General features: G+C 60.9%; 16 protein-coding genes. 11 read left to right on the forward strand and 5 right to left on the reverse strand.

Annotated features, from left to right (window positions below):
* The first annotated feature begins 99 nt into the window (after positions 1 to 99).
* The gene (locus tag FZ934_RS18785; RefSeq protein WP_153272306.1) at positions 100 to 1290 is read left to right on the forward strand and encodes a hypothetical protein; all 1191 of its coding nucleotides are present in this window, start codon (positions 100 to 102) and stop codon (positions 1288 to 1290) included.
* Here the strand turns inward: FZ934_RS18785 and ppk2 are convergent, their stop codons facing one another.
* Positions 1291 to 2172: a polyphosphate kinase 2 gene (ppk2, locus tag FZ934_RS18790; protein WP_113365298.1), complete on the reverse strand. Its 882-nt coding sequence runs from the start codon at positions 2170 to 2172 to the stop codon at positions 1291 to 1293.
* 224 nt (positions 2173 to 2396) lie between these two features.
* Between ppk2 and phoR the strand changes: the two genes are divergently transcribed.
* The 7 genes from phoR (at position 2397) to phoB (ending at position 10108) form a co-directional block, all read left to right on the forward strand.
* The gene (gene phoR / locus FZ934_RS18795) at positions 2397 to 3620 is read left to right on the forward strand and encodes a phosphate regulon sensor histidine kinase PhoR (RefSeq protein ID WP_153272497.1); all 1224 of its coding nucleotides are present in this window, start codon (positions 2397 to 2399) and stop codon (positions 3618 to 3620) included.
* Positions 3621 to 3820: 200 nt separating this feature from the next.
* Positions 3821 to 4855 carry a substrate-binding domain-containing protein gene (locus FZ934_RS18800; protein WP_153272307.1) on the forward strand — a complete coding sequence of 345 codons (1035 nt, stop codon included), beginning with the start codon at positions 3821 to 3823 and terminating at the stop codon, positions 4853 to 4855.
* Positions 4856 to 5006: 151 nt separating this feature from the next.
* Positions 5007 to 6488, forward strand: a complete 1482-nt coding sequence (gene pstC, locus FZ934_RS18805) for a phosphate ABC transporter permease subunit PstC (RefSeq protein WP_153272308.1) — start codon at positions 5007 to 5009, stop codon at positions 6486 to 6488.
* Positions 6485 to 7756 (forward strand): PstA family ABC transporter permease, encoded by a 1272-nt coding sequence (locus FZ934_RS18810; RefSeq protein ID WP_432443596.1) that lies wholly within the window; start codon positions 6485 to 6487, stop codon positions 7754 to 7756. Before pstC ends, FZ934_RS18810 begins: the two co-directional genes overlap by 4 nt.
* A 61-nt stretch (positions 7757 to 7817) precedes the next feature.
* Positions 7818 to 8633, forward strand: a complete 816-nt coding sequence (gene pstB, locus FZ934_RS18815) for a phosphate ABC transporter ATP-binding protein PstB (RefSeq protein WP_153272309.1) — start codon at positions 7818 to 7820, stop codon at positions 8631 to 8633.
* Positions 8634 to 8675: 42 nt separating this feature from the next.
* Positions 8676 to 9389, forward strand: coding sequence for a phosphate signaling complex protein PhoU (gene phoU / locus FZ934_RS18820; RefSeq protein ID WP_113364333.1), 714 nt, complete (start codon positions 8676 to 8678; stop codon positions 9387 to 9389).
* Positions 9390 to 9424: 35 nt separating this feature from the next.
* The gene (gene phoB, locus FZ934_RS18825; protein WP_056817148.1) at positions 9425 to 10108 is read left to right on the forward strand and encodes a phosphate regulon transcriptional regulator PhoB; all 684 of its coding nucleotides are present in this window, start codon (positions 9425 to 9427) and stop codon (positions 10106 to 10108) included.
* A 143-nt stretch (positions 10109 to 10251) separates the two neighbouring features.
* Here the strand turns inward: phoB and FZ934_RS18830 are convergent, their stop codons facing one another.
* Both FZ934_RS18830 and FZ934_RS18835 read right to left on the reverse strand, forming a co-directional pair.
* Positions 10252 to 10824: an aspartate/glutamate racemase family protein gene (locus tag FZ934_RS18830; RefSeq protein WP_246737816.1), complete on the reverse strand. Its 573-nt coding sequence runs from the start codon at positions 10822 to 10824 to the stop codon at positions 10252 to 10254.
* 157 nt (positions 10825 to 10981) lie between these two features.
* Positions 10982 to 11515 carry a GcrA family cell cycle regulator gene (locus FZ934_RS18835; protein ID WP_153272310.1) on the reverse strand — a complete coding sequence of 178 codons (534 nt, stop codon included), beginning with the start codon at positions 11513 to 11515 and terminating at the stop codon, positions 10982 to 10984.
* A 430-nt stretch (positions 11516 to 11945) separates the two neighbouring features.
* Here FZ934_RS18835 and FZ934_RS18840 point away from each other — a divergent pair, with 430 nt between their 5' ends.
* The 3 genes from FZ934_RS18840 (at position 11946) to FZ934_RS18850 (ending at position 15191) form a co-directional block, all read left to right on the forward strand.
* Positions 11946 to 13139 (forward strand): aspartate aminotransferase family protein, encoded by a 1194-nt coding sequence (locus tag FZ934_RS18840; protein ID WP_153272311.1) that lies wholly within the window; start codon positions 11946 to 11948, stop codon positions 13137 to 13139.
* 45 nt (positions 13140 to 13184) lie between these two features.
* Positions 13185 to 14102 (forward strand): ornithine carbamoyltransferase, encoded by a 918-nt coding sequence (argF, locus tag FZ934_RS18845; RefSeq protein WP_153272312.1) that lies wholly within the window; start codon positions 13185 to 13187, stop codon positions 14100 to 14102.
* 93 nt (positions 14103 to 14195) lie between these two features.
* The gene (locus FZ934_RS18850) at positions 14196 to 15191 is read left to right on the forward strand and encodes an Hsp33 family molecular chaperone (RefSeq protein ID WP_153272313.1); all 996 of its coding nucleotides are present in this window, start codon (positions 14196 to 14198) and stop codon (positions 15189 to 15191) included.
* Here FZ934_RS18850 and apaG read toward each other — a convergent pair whose 3' ends face one another.
* Together apaG and FZ934_RS18860 are read right to left on the reverse strand one after the other, a co-directional pair.
* Positions 15192 to 15584 (reverse strand): Co2+/Mg2+ efflux protein ApaG, encoded by a 393-nt coding sequence (gene apaG, locus FZ934_RS18855; protein ID WP_153272314.1) that lies wholly within the window; start codon positions 15582 to 15584, stop codon positions 15192 to 15194.
* 189 nt (positions 15585 to 15773) lie between these two features.
* Complete coding sequence (locus tag FZ934_RS18860; protein WP_153272315.1) at positions 15774 to 16958, reverse strand: O-succinylhomoserine sulfhydrylase; 1185 nt, start codon at positions 16956 to 16958, stop codon at positions 15774 to 15776.
* Between the last annotated feature and the right edge of the window lie 17 nt (positions 16959 to 16975).

The raw sequence follows: 16975 nt of genomic DNA on the forward strand, positions 1-16975 counted from the left end.
CAGCGTGGGCTCGGCACCACTTGCGGTTTGCGCCGACAGCGGTTACCGCATTTATGAATTGTTAAGCATGATGCCCAGTCTCAGAGTAAAGGACCGGACGTGAGCGGATTAGAAACGGCTATCAGAACGGCTCTCAGCAACGCCGATCGCGACAATCCCGAAGTCCGAGCAAAAATCTATCAATCAGCCCGTCAGGCATTGGAAGCCGGTCTGCGCAAGCAGGACGTCACCGACGCCGATGCCGTCGCTCATCACCGCCACAGGCTCGAGACGACCATCCACATGATCGAGGCGGAGGAGCGCGAGCGGCTGCATCCGCGCCAGGGGCCGCCGGAAGTCGCTGTTCCGCCTGTTGTCGAGGTTCCGCGCGCCACCACGCATCGCGCCACCGAAGGTGCTGCCGACAGTCTGTCGATCGGCGGCCAGACGCGCGCCCATACGGTCGTCGACCCGCGCTTCGACGATGACTCCAGCCTTGCCGGCGTCCATGCGGATGATGCCGACCATCTCGGAACCGCGCCCGCGCCAGTGGCGGCCGAGACCATGACCGCCGAAAAGCCGGCGACGAACATGGATTTCCGGCCGGAGCGGGCAGCCGCCCGCCGCAAGCCGCGCAAGTTCTTTTCCAGGCTGCTTGTCTGGTGCGTGCTGCTCGCCTTTATCGGCATCGGTGCGTGGTGGGCGCATACGTCGGGTCTGCTGATGACGTCGGCCGAGCGCGACACCAGTGTCGCCAACCCGCCTCCGAGCACCGAGCCTGAAGACTTCAACGGCAACGAAAATGCGGAAAACGGCGCAGCCACTGGCGAGGCGCCGGCGATTGACCCGCAAAACTCCTTCTCCTCGGCCTGGATCGAAGTCTTCAAGCCGTCAGACGCAGACAAGATTATCGCGGGCGCTGAGGCAAAGACGCAGAACGTCGCGGAAAATGATGGTCCGGCGGTGCGGCTGATCTCGCAGAGCGGCGCCGGCGCCGGCAATGTCGGCATCAGCGTCCCGGCCGATGTGCTGCAGCAGCTGGCCGGCAAGTCCTCGACGGTCGCGATCACGCTTCAGTCCACCACGGACGAGCCGACGCAGGTGACCGTCGAATGCGATTTCCAGTCGCTCGGCGACTGCGCCCGCCATCGCTTCACGGTCACGCGCGAGAAATCGGATGTGCTGCTGCAGGTGCGTTTCGATCGCTCGCTGGCGCCGAGTTCAGCCGGAAAGCTGCTGATCAACAGCGATCTGGACGGAAAGGCGCGCGGCATCAACCTCTACGCGGTGCGTATTCTGCCGGGGCAGTGATCACTTCAGGAAACCCGGCCCCGAGCCGATGATCTTGTCGTCGAGCTTGCCGATGGCATCCTTGTCCTTGCCGTCGTAGTCCATCGATTTCAACATGTGACGGATGAGGTTCAGCCGGGCGCGGCGCTTGTCGTTCGCGTGGATCACGGTCCACGGCGCGAATTCGGTGTGCGTCTGCTTGAGCATCCGGTCGCGTTTATCGCTGTAGTCACCCCACTTGGTCAGGGCGGCGATGTCCATCGACGAAAGCTTCCAGACCTTCAGCGGATCATGCCGGCGGTCGTGGAAACGTTTCAGCTGCATCTCGCGGCCGATATCCAGGTAGAACTTGAAGAAGTAGATACCCTCATGCGCAAGCCCCCGCTCCAGTTGCGGGGCCTGCTCCAGAAAATCCTCGTACTGCTTCGGCGTGCAGAAACCCATGACAGGTTCGACGCCGGCGCGATTGTACCAGGATCGGTCGAAGAGTACGAATTCGCCTGATGTCGGGAACTGGGCGATGTAGCGCTGGAAGTACCATTGACCAAGTTCGCGGTCGGTCGGCTTCGAGAGCGCCACGACGCGCGCGAGGCGCGGGTTCATGTGCGCAGAGGAGGCAGAGATCGCGCCGCCCTTGCCGGCGGCGTCACGTCCCTCGAAAAGCGCCATGACGCGTTTGCCCGTCGCCTGCAGCCAGAACTGAACTTTGACGAGCTCGATCTGCAGCTTCTTCAGATCCTCGAGATACTCTTCTTCTTTCAGCTTCTTGTTGTAGGGGAAATCGCCGGACGCAAGCGCGTTCTCGTCGACCCAGTCGGGCAGGACCGGATCGTCGACATCGAAGATGCGTTTCTTGCCGCGAATATCCAATTCGACGGCTCTGCTTTCGACATCATCGGCCATGGTGCACCTCCGCTCAAATCTTTTGCCACAGGCGAACATATTTCCCGTTGAAAATCAAATGCCTTGCCTAACGGCAAAAAACCTAGGGAGAAGTGAGGGCTGATGGCGGCATGTGAAAACTTCTGTCATGAATCAGGTCTATCAGGCACAATCTGGTCTAATGAAGAACGCATCGGCGTCGCGAGGGGCAGTTGGAAGACGAAATACCATGGGCACGCCGGTTGATTGTCCGCATACGTGATGCCCGCCTCCCGCTGCTGGTGGCCCTGTTCATTGCGCTTCTGGCGTTTGCAGCCGACATTAATCAGTGGGCCGTGCTGGGATTGCTGGCGGCGATGGCCATTGCGATCCTCGCGTCGATGAGGCCTGCGGTCAGGCCGGTTCCTCACATTCCCGAGATTGTCTCCGAAGAGCCCGCCGGGCGGAGCCTTTTGCCTGAAGTTTCCGCCACGCTCTCGGCGCTCGACATACCGGTCATGGTTCTGTCGGGCGATGCGTCGGTGCTCTTTCAGAACCCCGCTGCCGAGAAGGCCTTCGGAGAGGTCGCCCTCGGCGCGCACATATCGTCGCGCCTGCGATCGCCGGGCATTCTCGATATGGTGGGCGAAACGATCGCCACGAACGCGCCGAACCAGATCGAGCATTCCGAACGGCTGCCTTCCGAGCGCGTCTATATTGTCCGCAGTTCGCCGGTGAAGCTGCCGGCGAACGGCAGTGGCGAGCGCCTTTTCATGCTTGCCTTCAGGGATATTTCCGAGGTGCGCAGGATCGACCGGATGCGGTCGGACTTCGTCGCCAACGCCAGTCATGAACTGCGCACGCCCCTCGCATCGTTGCGTGGATTTATCGAGACAATTCAAGGGCCAGCCAAGAATGACCTGAAGGCGCAGGAGCGCTTCCTCGGCATTATGTTTGATCAGACGACGCGCATGAGCCGTCTGGTCGACGATCTCCTGTCCTTGTCCCGGCTCGAGCTGAAATCGCATATCGCTCCCGATCAGAAGGTCGACCTCGTCCCGCTTCTCGGGCATGTCCGGGATTCACTGCTGCCGCTCGCCAAGGATGTCGGTGTCGAGATTGCATTGCATCTTCCAGAGGGCAAGGCGGAGGTGCTGGGCGATCGCGACGAACTCGTGCAGGTCTTCGAGAACCTGATGGAAAACGCCTGCAAATATGGCCAGGAAGGAAAGTCGGTCGATGTCTTCCTGAAGAACGGCCCGGGCGAGCCTGTCGAGGTGTCCGTGGTCGACAAGGGGCCGGGCATTCCGGCCGAGCACGTGCCGCGTCTGACCGAGCGTTTCTACCGCGTCAGCATCGAGGATAGCCGCTCGAAAAAGGGAACTGGCCTTGGTCTTGCTATCGTCAAGCACATTCTCACGCGCCACCGCGCCCGGCTGATTGTAAAGTCGGAAGTGGGCAAGGGAACGAGCTTTACCGTGCGCTTTTGACATATAACGGCGCACGCTCTGTTATTGTATGTGATTTTCACAAGACAAATCAGACGCATAAGCTGTCACAAATGTTTCATCGAACTGACATAAAAGCTCTAGGCATCGGGGGCTAAAGAGAGCGTGCCGCTGATGAAGACGGCGCCGCCAAGGGGCCGCTCAAGGCCACACTCAGACCGCTATATGTCCGGGAGATTGACATGAACGCTTTTAAACTTACGGTCGCCGCACTTGCTGCTTCCGCCGCTTTCGCTGGCGCAGCTGTTGCTCGCGATCAGGTCCAGGTCAGTGGTTCGTCCACGGTTCTGCCTTACGCCAAGATCGTTGCCGAAACCTTCGGCGAAACCTTCAAGGACTTCAAGACGCCGGTCGTCGAATCCGGCGGCACGGGCGCTGGCCTCAAGGAATTCTGCAAGGGCGTAGGCCCTGACACGATCGACGTTGCCAACGCTTCGCGTCCGATCAATGCCAAGGAACTGGAAGCCTGCAAGGCTGCTGGCGTAACCGACATCCAGGAAGTCAAGATCGGCTACGACGGCATCGTCTTCGCAACCGACTCGTCCAACCCTGACGTTGCCTACGTTCCGGCCGACATCTACAAGGCTCTGGCCGCTCAGGTCGTCGTCGACGGCAAGCTCGTCGACAATCCTTACAAGAAGTGGTCGGAAGTAAACCCGGCTCTCCCGGCTGTTGATATCGCTGCCTACATCCCGGGCGAAAAGCACGGCACCCGCGAAGTCTTCGAACAGAACGTTCTTCAGGCTGGCTGCAAGGCTTCGGGCGCTCTCGACGTGATCGCCAAGGAGATCACCGACAAGGCCGCTCAGACCAAGGCTTGCGTTGCAGTTCGTAAGGACGGCGCTGCTGTTGACATCGACGGCGACTATCCGGAAACGCTGGCACGCATCGCTGCCAACAAGACCGGCGTTGGCGTCTTCGGCCTGTCCTTCTATGAAAACAACGCCGACAAGCTGAAGGTTGCGACCGTCAACGGTATCGTTCCGTCGACCGAAACCATCTCCAACGGCACGTACCCGGTTTCCCGCCCGCTGTTCTTCTACGTCAAGAAGGCACACCTCGGCGTCATCCCGGGCCTGAAGGAATACGTCAACTTCTTCGTTTCCGACCAGATGATCGGCCCGGAAGGCCCGCTCGCTGAATACGGCCTCGTTGCTGCTCCGGACGCCGAGCGCGACGCGATCCGCAAGTCTGTTGAAGACGGCAAGACCATGTAATGAACTTCGCCGGCGCGATCACCAGATCGCGCCGGCATTGCCTTGTCGGTGCCTTCGGGTCCGTAAGGCTGAAATCTCCATCATTGGAAGCCGGATCGGCCCGCCCGCCGTTTCTGGTTTTTTGGGGCCAAGGGCCTGGGGACCTTAACGAATGAGTACATCCGTCATACTCCTGTGCCTCGTGGTGCTGGGCGCCGTTGCCTTCGTGGCAGCGCGTAGCCGCGCTACGGCACTTGCCGGAGGCAAGTCCTCGGCATTGCATTCCAGACCCGGTTATTATGGCGCCTATGCGGCCATCTGGGCGATCCTGCCGGCACTGATCGTTCTTTTCGCCTGGCTCGCCATTAGCCCGTCCATCATCGAAACCTCCGTCCGCGGTGGATTCCCCGATGACATCAAGTCTCAGCCTGCCGCCCAGCAGAATCTGAATTACGGTATGGTCAGCGCGATCGCGCGCGGTCTGCCGTCGCTGACGCCGGAAGAAATCGGCGCTGGCGCAGGTGATCCGGCTGCCCTGCAGGCGAAGCTCGCGGCAAAGGGCGTCCCGCTCGCCGGCGAGCCGCAGCCTTACATGATTGAAGCCGCCCGGAAGCTGAACGCGGAAAGTGGCGCGAGCCGCGCTGTGATGACTGCCGTCGTTCTGGCCCTGGCGCTCGCCGGCGGTTTCTATGCTCTGCGCGAGGTCGCACCCCGCTTCCGTGCTCGTAACCGCGTCGAGCGCGTCATGCTCTGGGGCCTGCTCCTGGCATCGTCGATCGCGATCCTCACGACCATCGGCATCGTACTGTCGATGCTGACCGAGGCGGCCCACTTCTTCGCTGCCGTGCCTGCGGCCGATTTCTTCTTTGGCACCGTCTGGGATCCGCGCTTTGCCGGCGCCGGCAGTTCGTCCTTCGGTCAGTTCGGCCTGATCCCGCTGCTGCTCGGCACGCTCTATATCGGCTTCGTGGCCATGCTGGTCGCGGTACCGGTCGGCCTGTTTGCTGCCGTCTACATGGCGGAATACGCGGCACCCAAGGTTCGCTCGCTGGCCAAGCCACTGCTCGAAGTCCTCGCGGGCATCCCGACCATCGTCTACGGCTTCTTTGCGCTGATCACCGTCGGCCCCTTCCTGCGCGATCTCTCCTCGCAGGTGAACGGCCTTCTGACTGGCAACTACACCAACTTCATTCAGGCGCAGAGCGTTCTGACTGCCGGTATCGTCATGGGTATCATGCTGATCCCGTACGTCTCCTCGCTGTCTGACGATATCATCACCGCCGTGCCGCGCGCGCTGCGTGACGGTTCGCTTGGCCTCGGTGCAACGCGTTCGGAAACGATCAAGAAGGTCGTTCTTCCGGCAGCCCTTCCCGGCATCGTCGGCGCGCTGCTGATGACTGCCTCGCGCGCCATCGGCGAAACCATGATCGTCGTGCTTGCGGCTGGTGTCGCAGCCCGCATCCAGATCAACCCGTTCGAGCCGATGACGACGGTGACGGTCAAGATCGTCAACCAGCTGACAGGCGACCTTGAGTTCACCTCGCCGCAGACGCTGGTTGCCTTCGCGCTAGGCATCACGCTGTTCTTCATCACGCTTTGCCTCAACATCTACGCGCTCTACATCGTGCGCAAATACCGGGAGCAGTACGAATGACGGATATTGTTTCCCCCGCAGGCGTCATTGTCTCCAAGGCGCCCGCCCGCCGCGATATCGGCATCAAGCGTCGCTACGCCGCCGAGCGTCGGTTCCAGGCATACGGCATTGCTGCCATCTCCTTCGGCCTGATCTTCCTCGCGATCCTGCTGACCACCGTTATCCGCCAGGGCTATACGGCCTTCCAGCAGACGGCGATCACGCTGCCGATCGAGTTCAGCGAAAAGACGCTGGACCCGAACAACAAGCGCGCCACCGATCCATCGGTGCTGATCGCGGCCAACTATCCGGTGCTGATCCGCGATGCGATGGTCAAGACACTCGGGCTCAATGCCTCCAGCCGCCCGGACATGCGCGACGCCTCGGCAATGATCTCCAAGGGCGCGCCCATCGTGCTCCGCGACATGGTCGTCGCCGATCCGTCGCTGATCGGCAAGACCGTGAATGTCACGCTTCTCGCGGATGCCAACATCGACTCTGCCAACAAGGGCCAGATCGATCTCAAGGTTGACGAGAAGAACCGCAAGGTCAACGACAAGCAGGTCGGCTGGATGCAGCAATTGACGGCTAGTGGCGCCCTGCACAAGGACTTCAATACCGGCCTCTTCGTCAACGGAAACTCCAGCCGTCCGGAGGCAGCAGGTCTCGGCGTCGCCCTCATCGGCTCGCTTTATCTGATGCTGATCGTTCTCGCCCTGTCTCTGCCGATCGGCGTTGCCGCTTCGATCTATCTCGAAGAGTTCGCTCCGAAGAACAGGCTGACCGATCTGATCGAGGTCAACATCAACAACCTCGCGGCTGTTCCCTCGATCGTCTACGGTCTGCTTGGTCTCGCTGTCTTCATCAATTTCGCCGGTCTGCCGCGTTCGGCGTCGCTCGTCGGTGGTCTTGTCCTGACACTGATGACCCTCCCGACCATCATCATCGCGACCCGCGCAGCGCTGCGCGCCGTGCCTCCGTCGATCCGTTCGGCAGCGCTCGGCCTCGGCGCTTCAAAGATGCAGATGGTGTTCCACCACGTTCTGCCGCTGGCAATGCCTGGCATTCTCACCGGCACGATCATCGGTCTGGCGCATGCGCTCGGCGAAACCGCGCCGCTGCTGCTGATCGGCATGGTCGCCTTCGTCGCCAACGCGCCGGCGACCCCATGGATCCTTCGACGGCTCTGCCCGTGCAGGTCTACATGTGGGCAAACGAAGCCGAACGCGCCTTCGTGGAGCGCACATCCGGAGCAATCATCGTCCTGCTCCTGTTCCTCATTGTCATGAACCTCGGAGCTATCCTCCTGCGTCGTCGCTTTGAGCGCCGCTGGTAAACGGAGTAAACATTATGAACATGTTGACGGAAGCAGCAGTTGAGAAAGCGGTTGATCAGAAGATGAACACCATTCCTTACAAGATGATCGGCCAGGACGTTTCGGTTTACTACGGCGAAAAGCGCGCGCTCTTCGACGTCAAGCTGAACATTCGCGAAAACACGGTAACGGCGCTGATCGGCCCATCCGGTTGCGGCAAGTCTACCTTCCTGCGCAGCCTGAACCGCATGAACGACACGATCGACAATTGCCGTGTCACCGGCAAGATCACGCTCGATGGCGACGATATCTACGATCCTGATATCGACGTGGTCGAACTGCGTGCCCGTGTCGGCATGGTGTTCCAGAAGCCGAACCCGTTCCCGAAGACGATCTATGAGAACGTCGCCTACGGCCCGCGTATCCATGGCCTTGCCAAGTCCAAGGCAGATATGGACCAGATCGTCGAACACAGCCTGCAGCGTGCCGGCCTGTGGAACGAAGTGAAGGATCGCGTTCACGAGTCCGGCACCGGCCTTTCCGGCGGCCAGCAGCAGCGCCTCTGCATTGCTCGCGCCGTCGCCGTCAGCCCTGAGGTCATCCTGATGGACGAGCCGTGCTCGGCCCTCGACCCGATCGCGACAGCGAAGGTGGAAGAGCTGATTCACGAGCTGCGCGAATCCTACACCATCGTCATCGTGACGCACTCGATGCAGCAGGCGGCTCGCGTTTCGCAGCGCACCGCCATGTTCCACCTCGGCAATCTCGTCGAGGAGAACGATACCGACAAGATGTTCACCAACCCGGATGATCCGCGCACGCAGGATTACATCATGGGCCGCTTCGGTTGATTTCCAACGTCGGAACCCCTCACGATATTCAAGGATGATCCCATGGCATCGACACATATTTTCTCTGCCTACGACGACGACCTGAAGTACCTTTCCCGCCGGATTTCTGAAATGGGCGGCCTGGCCGAGCAGATGGTATCGGACGCTGTCCGCGCCCTCGTGAACGGCGACACGGCGCTGGCCCAGAAGGTCATCTCCGACGACGTGATCCTCGATCACGCCGAACGCGAAGTCGGCGACAAGGCGATCGTCACGATCGCTCGCCGCCAGCCGATGGCTGCCGACCTCCGCGAGATCATGGGTTCGATCCGCATCGCCGCCGATCTCGAACGCGTCGGCGACCTCGGAAAGAACACGGCCAAGCGCGTGATCGCGGTGCAGAACACCGGCGTGCCGCGCAAGCTCGCCCGTGGCCTCGAACACCTGTCCGAGCTGGCCCTGGTTCAGCTCAAGGAAGTGCTCGACGTCTACACGAGCCGTGCGGCCGACAAGGCAAAGTCGATCCGCGAGCGCGACGAGGAAATCGACGCGATGTACACCTCGCTGTTCCGCGAGATGCTGACCTACATGATGGAAGATCCACGCAACATCACGAGCTGCACGCATCTCCTGTTCTGCGCCAAGAACATCGAGCGCATCGGCGACCACGCCACCAACATCGCCGAGACGATCTACTACATGGCCACCGGTGCCCAGCCGGAAGGCGAGCGTCCGAAGGACGACACCGCCAACACCGTCGGTGCGGTGACGGAATAAGCGTTCCGGACCACGCCCCCAGGAGACCGAAACGAATGATCCCGAGAATAGCTGTTGTCGAAGACGAAGAAGCACTGAGCGTGCTTCTTCGCTATAACCTTGAGGCTGAAGGCTTCGACGTCGACACGATCTTGCGCGGCGATGAAGCCGAAATCCGCTTGCAGGAACGCACACCGGACCTGTTGATTCTCGACTGGATGCTGCCGGGCGTTTCCGGCATCGAGCTGTGCCGTCGTCTGCGCATGCGCCCGGAAACCGAACGTCTGCCGATCATCATGCTGACGGCGCGCGGCGAGGAGAGCGAACGCGTTCGCGGCCTTTCGACCGGCGCCGACGACTACGTCGTGAAGCCGTTCTCGACGCCGGAACTCGTCGCCCGCGTCAAGGCGATGCTTCGCCGTGCGAAACCGGAAGTTCTGTCGACCCTGCTGAAGTGCGGCGACATCGAACTCGACCGTGAGACCCACCGTGTCCACCGCAAAAGCCGTGAGGTTCGCCTGGGGCCGACGGAGTTCCGCCTTCTCGAGTTCCTGATGGCGTCGCCCGGTCGTGTGTTCTCACGCTCGCAGCTGCTCGATGGCGTCTGGGGTCATGACATCTACGTCGACGAGCGCACTGTGGACGTCCATGTCGGTCGTCTGCGCAAGGCGCTGAATTTCTCCAACATGCAGGACGTCATCCGCACCGTACGTGGTGCCGGTTACTCGATGGAAGCCTGAGGCTTCCATCCTGCTCCCAGCAAGAACGAGCAGCTGGGGGCTCGTCATGTGGGTAAGTCGCGAAGATCAGACTTCTCGCGAAACTCGCTCGACAGCGGCGGCAAGGCCCGCCGCTGGACTGGTCAGGGGTTTGGGGTCGCCTTTCACCAGATCCGCAGCACCTGCCATCGATGCCTTGCGAGAGCGACGATTGAGGCTCCCTCGCGATAGGCGGCATCGGCCGCCTCGGCAACGGCCGATAAATAACCAACACGATCGCCAGCCTTAAACAAGTCCCATGCTCCGGGGACACGGCGAACCTCGAACGGCGTTTGAGTTGCCGCAGTTGCCGCAGCAAACAACCGTGCGGTTGGCTCCAGGGTTGTTTCAACCGCGCAGAGGACGGCGATCCTTCCCCCGACCCGAACTGCCTGTTCTGCCAGGACGGCATCGATGCGAAGGGTAGGGACGGGCATCGTGCCCTCAAGTTCATCGATGGACGGCCCCAGGGTCGAGCATGTCAGGACAACAGCATCTGCGGTCTGGCCAAGCGACCGCAACACCGAGGCTGTCTCGCGGGCAATATCATCTGTCAGTCCGCCGGCTTGCTCGGCATTCGCGAGAAAATCTGCCCGAACCGCATGGGAGAGCACGTCTTTGGAAAGGCCAATCTCTCTGGCCGCGGCCTCGAAAACAGCAATATTGCTATCGGCCGTATGCAGGCAGGCTATTCTCATCGCGTTCTCCGGTCCGAGCAGCCACAAAATGGCATGGGGCTGATAGCTTCCTGGAAGCGCGCGTGCCCGACGTACATTGTTGCTGTGTCGGGGGCTCGAGCCCAACAAAAAAACGGGCCCGCGAAGGCCCGTTCCTATTCCTTATCCGGCTTCCGGATCAAGCGACCCGGTTGGCGGCCTTCCGGCGCTCGTTGACCGGCTGGTAGGCCATGCGTTGATGGTACGTGCAATACGGGGAGTTGTCAGGAGACTCGCAGCCGCAGAAGTGGAAGTCGTCCTTGAGCGGATCGCCGACCGGCCACTTGCAGGTGCGCTCGGTCAGTTCCGTCAGGCCGAGGCGGCGAGAGATCGGAACGACGACGTTCGAGGCAGGGCGGAACCGGACTTCCTCGACCGCATCGATATCGATTTCTTCCTTCAGCATGGTTGCGCCCTGCTGCCGGGTAACGGTGCGGGTCGCAACGCGCGATGCATAGTTCGGAGCGCGGGGAGCGGTCGTGGTGCGCTTCGGCGTGCGAACGGTCGTCGCGTTACCGCCGGCCTTGGCCCGGCCGGGCAGGCTGAGACGGTGGACCTTGCCGATCACGGCGTTACGGCTTACACCGCCAAGTTGTGCTGCGATTTGGCTGGCGCTCAGTCCTTCGGACCATAGCTTCTTCAGCTTCTCTACGCGCTCGTCTGTCCAGTTCATGCCCCTGTCTCCGCCTTGTTAGCGTTGGTGTAGGCAGAATCCTTCACCGTCGCCCCGGACGTATCCGAGGCAAGAAACGCTTGCTCGATTTTTGGTGACTAGTTCCGCCGCATGCAGTCTAGTAATTGAGTTTTAACCTAGTGTGAGGCCGACTCCGTGACAAGAGTCGGTTGAATCGCCGGGAATCGAATTTGTGGTTTTTCCCCAACTTGCTCGTGAGGAGAGTCATTTCTGCAACATTGCTTGTTGATAGTTGGCGTCGCCCCGATTAGCCGCTTGACGCATGCAGTAAATCCTCAGTTTTGTTGACATCGCAGTGCGAAAAGTAAATAGTGCTGCTCGCCGCCGAAAGGCGGCATTTTTAATTTTCCGGGCCTGCTTTTCTTAGCCGGAGTCCGGCTGCTGATGGTCAATGACAGGAGATCGCGCCATGGCTGAAGCCGCGCTATACGATACCTACTCTCGCGCCCCTTTGCGGTTCGAGCGAGGAGAGGGTGTATGGCTGATCACCGAGACCGGCGAGCGATATCTGGATTTCGGGGCGGGCGTGGCGGTCACTTCAGTCGGTCATGGCCACCCGCATGTCGTAGGCGCATTGAAGGAGCAGGCAGACAAGGTCTGGCACCTCTCCAACGTTTATGAGATTCCGGGCCAGGAAGCCTTCGCCAAGCGCCTGACCAACGCAACTTTTGCGGACAAGGTGTTCTTCACCAACTCCGGTGCCGAGGCGCTGGAATGCGCCATCAAGACGGCTCGTCGTTACCAGTTCTCCAAGGGGCATCCGGAGCGCTTCCGTATCGTCACTTTCGAAGGTGCCTTCCACGGCCGGACGCTGGCAACCATTGCCGCCGGCGGTCAGGAAAAGTACCTGGAGGGCTTCGGCCCGAAAACACCTGGCTTCGATCAGGTCGCCTTCGGTGACATCGAGGCCGTGCGCGCTGCCGTCACCAACGAGACTGCCGGCATCCTCATCGAGCCGGTACAGGGCGAGGGTGGTATCCGTCCCGCGACGACGGAATTCATGAAGGCGCTGCGCCAGCTATGCGACGAACATGGCCTTCTTCTCATTCTTGATGAAGTCCAGAGCGGCGTCGGCCGCACCGGCAAGCTGTTCGCGCACGAATGGTCTGGCGTCACGCCTGATATCATGGCCGTGGCAAAGGGTATCGGCGGGGGCTTCCCGCTTGGCGCCTGCCTCGCAACCGCGGAAGCGGCTTCTGGTATGAAGGCTGGCACCCATGGTTCCACCTATGGCGGAAATCCGCTGGCAATGGCGGTCGGCAATGCCGTGCTGGATGTGGTGCTTGGAGAAGGCTTCCTTCAGCAGGTGCGCGACGTTTCCCTGGTCTTCCGTCAGGGGTTGGCGTCCTTGAAGGATCGCTATCCTGACGTCATCGAGGATGTCAGAGGCGAAGGTCTGATGCTCGGCGTCAAGGCCGCCGTGCCATCCGCCGAATTGCTGCAGGCGATGCGAGCAGCCCACCTTCTTACTATTCCGGCCGGCGACAACGTCATCCGTCTGTTGCCGCCACTCGTCGTCACACCGGACGAAGCCCGTGAAGGGCTCGCCCGCCTCGAGCGTGCCGCGGAAACGGTACGCGCATCGGCAAAGAAGACGGCTTGAACGGAAAGGTGATCTGCCGAACGGCAGGCGTAACAGGTATACACAATGGCTTCCCCGAAACACTTCCTCGACCTCTCCGCAGTTGAAGCATCCGATCTGCGGCTCATCATGAACGACGCCATCTCCCGCAAGCAGGCCTTCAAGGCCGGGCAGGGGGACAAGCCGCTGGCCGGCAAGATGCTCGCCATGATCTTCGAGAAACCCTCCACCCGCACCCGCGTCTCCTTTGACGTTGGCATGCGCCAGCTTGGCGGCGAGACGCTGTTTCTGTCAGGCACCGAAATGCAGCTCGGTCGCGCCGAGACGATTGGCGACACGGCCAAGGTATTGTCGCGCTACGTCGATGCGATCATGATCCGCACCACCGATCATGCCCGCATGCTGGAACTTGCCGAGCATGCGACCGTTCCGGTCATCAATGCGCTGACCGACGATACGCATCCCTGCCAGATCATGGCCGACGTCATGACCTTCGAAGAACATCGCGGCCCGATCAAGGGCAAGACGATCGCCTGGACCGGCGACGGCAACAATGTGCTGCATTCGCTGGTCGAAGGCGCTGCGCGGTTCGGCTATCGCATGAATATGGCGGTGCCTCTTGGTTCCGAGCCCAAGGATCACTATTTGAACTGGGCCCGCAATGAGGGCGCCGAAATCATGCTTTACCATGATGCAGACCGTGCGGTCGCCGGCGTCGATTGCGTGGTGACCGATACCTGGGTCTCCATGAATCAGGAACATCGGGCCCGTGGTCACAACGTCTTCCAGCCTTACCAGGTCAATGAGGCCCTGATGGCGCAGGCCGGCAAGGATGCATTGTTCATGCATTGCCTGCCAGCTCATCGTGGTGAGGAGGTTACGGACGAGGTGATCGACGGCCCGCAATCCGTGGTCTTCGATGAAGCGGAAAACCGCCTTCATGCGCAGAAGTCGATTCTTGCTTGGTGCCTGGGCGCGATCTGAACCATACTGGACGCCACGTTTGGCCTTAGGGCCCGTCGGCCGCGCGAGCGGATGGATGCTCTTGTCCATCCGTTCTCAGACTAGGAGAAGACCATGGCAGAAACTGCAGCCGCCCTCGGCGAGTTCGATTTCGCCGGCGATGACCACGTCGTTCCCTTTCAGGTGGAAGGCCTGGATGTGCGCGGTCGCGCCGTTCAGCTCGGCCCCATGCTGGACGCGATCCTTGAGCGCCACAGCTATCCCGCGCCGGTTGCGAGGCTCTTGGCCGAAGTCGTCGTTCTCACGGTGCTCCTCGGCACATCACTGAAATTCGACGGCAAGTTCACGGTCCAGACCAAGGGTGACGGGCCGGTGGATCTGCTCGTCTGCGATTTCACGACGCCTGAGAATGTTCGGGCCTATGCGCGCTTCAACCAGGGTCTTCTCGACCAGGCGGTTGCCGCCGGCGAGATCGAGCCTGAACAGCTGCTCGGCAAGGGCATGCTGGCGTTCACGATCGACCAGGGCAAGTTCAGCCAGCCCTATCAGGGCATCGTTGCGCTTGACGGCGCGACACTCGAGGAAATCGCCGGAACCTACTTCCGCCAGTCGGAACAGATCCCGACGAGAGTGCGCCTTGCTGCCGCCGAATTGCTCGATCGCGACGAGGCCGGCAAGCCGCGTCATCGCTGGCGTGCCGGCGGACTTGTCGCGCAGTTCCTGCCGGAAGCGCCGGAGCGCATGCGCCAGGCGGATCTTCATGGCGGCGACGGCGATACCGCCGTAGGCCTGCACAAGGAAGATGATGCCTGGGCGGAAGCCCGCTCGCTCGTGGAAACGATTGACGCCGACGAACTGACCGATCCGCTCGTCGGAACCGAACGGCTGCTGTTTCGGCTGTTTCACGAACGCGGCGTGCGCGTCTATGAGCCGCGCAAGGTTTTCGACCGCTGCTCCTGTTCGCGTGAAAAGATCAAGGGCGTTCTCAAGGGCTTCTCGGCGGAAGAAATAGACGCCAGCCAGGAAAACGGCCAGATCGCCGTCACCTGCGAGTTCTGCTCGACGACCTATCGTTACGAGGTCGAAGAAGTCGCGCAGGCAGCCGAGTAATCAGTTCAAGACTCTGAGCAGTCCTGGTGAATCCAGTGAGAAGGCGGGTATTTCGACGTCGAAAAGCTCGCCTTCATCAGTTTCCATCTGATAATGGCCGAACATCAGTCCTGAGGGCGTATCGAGCGGGCAACCCGAGGAATACTCGTAAGTATCTCCCGGCGAAAGCTTCGGCTGTTCGCCGACGACGCCGGCACCGGTGACTTCGTCGACGATGCCGTTCTGATCTGTGATGTTCCAGTAACGGTTCACCAGTCGCACGGCCTTGTCGGAGTTGTTGCTGATAACAATCCGGTAGCCCCAGACATAACGATCGTCGTCCGGGTCGGATTGCTCCTCCAGGTAAAAGGGTTCGACGACGACTTCAATGTCTCGTGTTTGGGCGCGGTACATGCCTACACCATAGTCAATATACGTTACCGGTATCTTATACGACAGCGGATCCGTCAATAAACCGTGAGGCGATCATGCCTTGAATGCCGGCAATGGCAAAAGGTTTCGCGTGTTAAGCCTAATTTCCGCGCTTTTCACGCGAACGTGCGGGCTTGCGGCCGAATGAAAGCTCCGGCCGCAAGCGTTTGATCAGGAGTTGACCTTGGCAAGCGCCTGGGCGAAATCTTCGATCAGGTCGTCAGTGTCCTCGATGCCTGCGGAAAGGCGCACGGTGCCGCCCGAGATGCCGAGTTCGGCGCGTGCCTCGTCGGTCAGGTTCTTGTGCGTCGTTGTGGCCGGATGCGTGATCAGGCTCTTTGCATCGCCGAGATTGTTGGAGATTTTGACGATCTCAAGTGCGTTCTGCAGCGCGAAGGCCGCTTCTTTCCCGCCCTTGAGTTCGATCGCAACCAGCGTCGAGCCGCCCTTCATCTGCCTGGCAACGATATCTGCCTGCGGATGGTCCTTGCGGCCCGGATAGATGATCTTGGCGACCTTAGGCTGCTCGGCGAGGAAGTCCGCGATCTTCGAGGCGTTCTCGGTCTGCTGCTTGACGCGCAGTGGGAGAGTTTCCAGCCCCTTCAGCAATGTCCACGCCGTGAACGGCGACATCGCCGGCCCCGTGTGGCGGTAGTAGTCCTGCAGGTTCTCTTTTACCCATTCCGAGTCGGAAAGAATTACGCCGCCGAGGCTGCGGCCCTGGCCGTCGATATGCTTGGTCGCGGAATAGACGACGATGTGGGCGCCGAGTTCCAGCGGCTTCTGGAAGATCGGGGTCGCAAAGACGTTGTCGACGACGACCTTGGCGCCGATCTGGTTGGCGAGCTTGGCCACACCTTCGATGTCGACCACTTCAAGCGTCGGATTGGTCGGGCTCTCCAGGAAGAAAACCTTGGTGTTCGGGCGGATCGCCTTTTCCCAGTTTTCGAGGTAGCGTCCATCGACCAGCGTGCATTCGATGCCGTATTTCGGCGCGAGCGTCTCGACGACCCAGCGGCAGGAGCCGAAAAGGGCGCGGGCGGCAACGATATGGTCGCCGGCCTTGACCTGGCAGAGGATCGCGGCGGCAACAGCTGCCATGCCCGATGCCGTGGCGCGGGCTTCCTCGGCGCCTTCGAGCGCGCACATGCGCTTCTCGAACATGTCGTTCGTCGGGCTGCCGTAACGGGCGTAGATGTAGCCATCGGTCTCGCCCTTGAAGCGGGCTTCCGCCGCTTCGGCGCTGTCATAGACGAAGCCCTGCGTGAGATAGATCGCCTCGGAGGTCTCGCCGTACTGAGAGCGCAGCGAACCGCCGTGAACGAGTTGGGTTGCCGGGCGCCAGGTCTTGCTCATGTTTCACCACTTTCGAA

Source organism: Rhizobium grahamii, from assembly GCF_009498215.1.
GTDB classification, from domain to species: domain Bacteria; phylum Pseudomonadota; class Alphaproteobacteria; order Rhizobiales; family Rhizobiaceae; genus Rhizobium; species Rhizobium grahamii_A.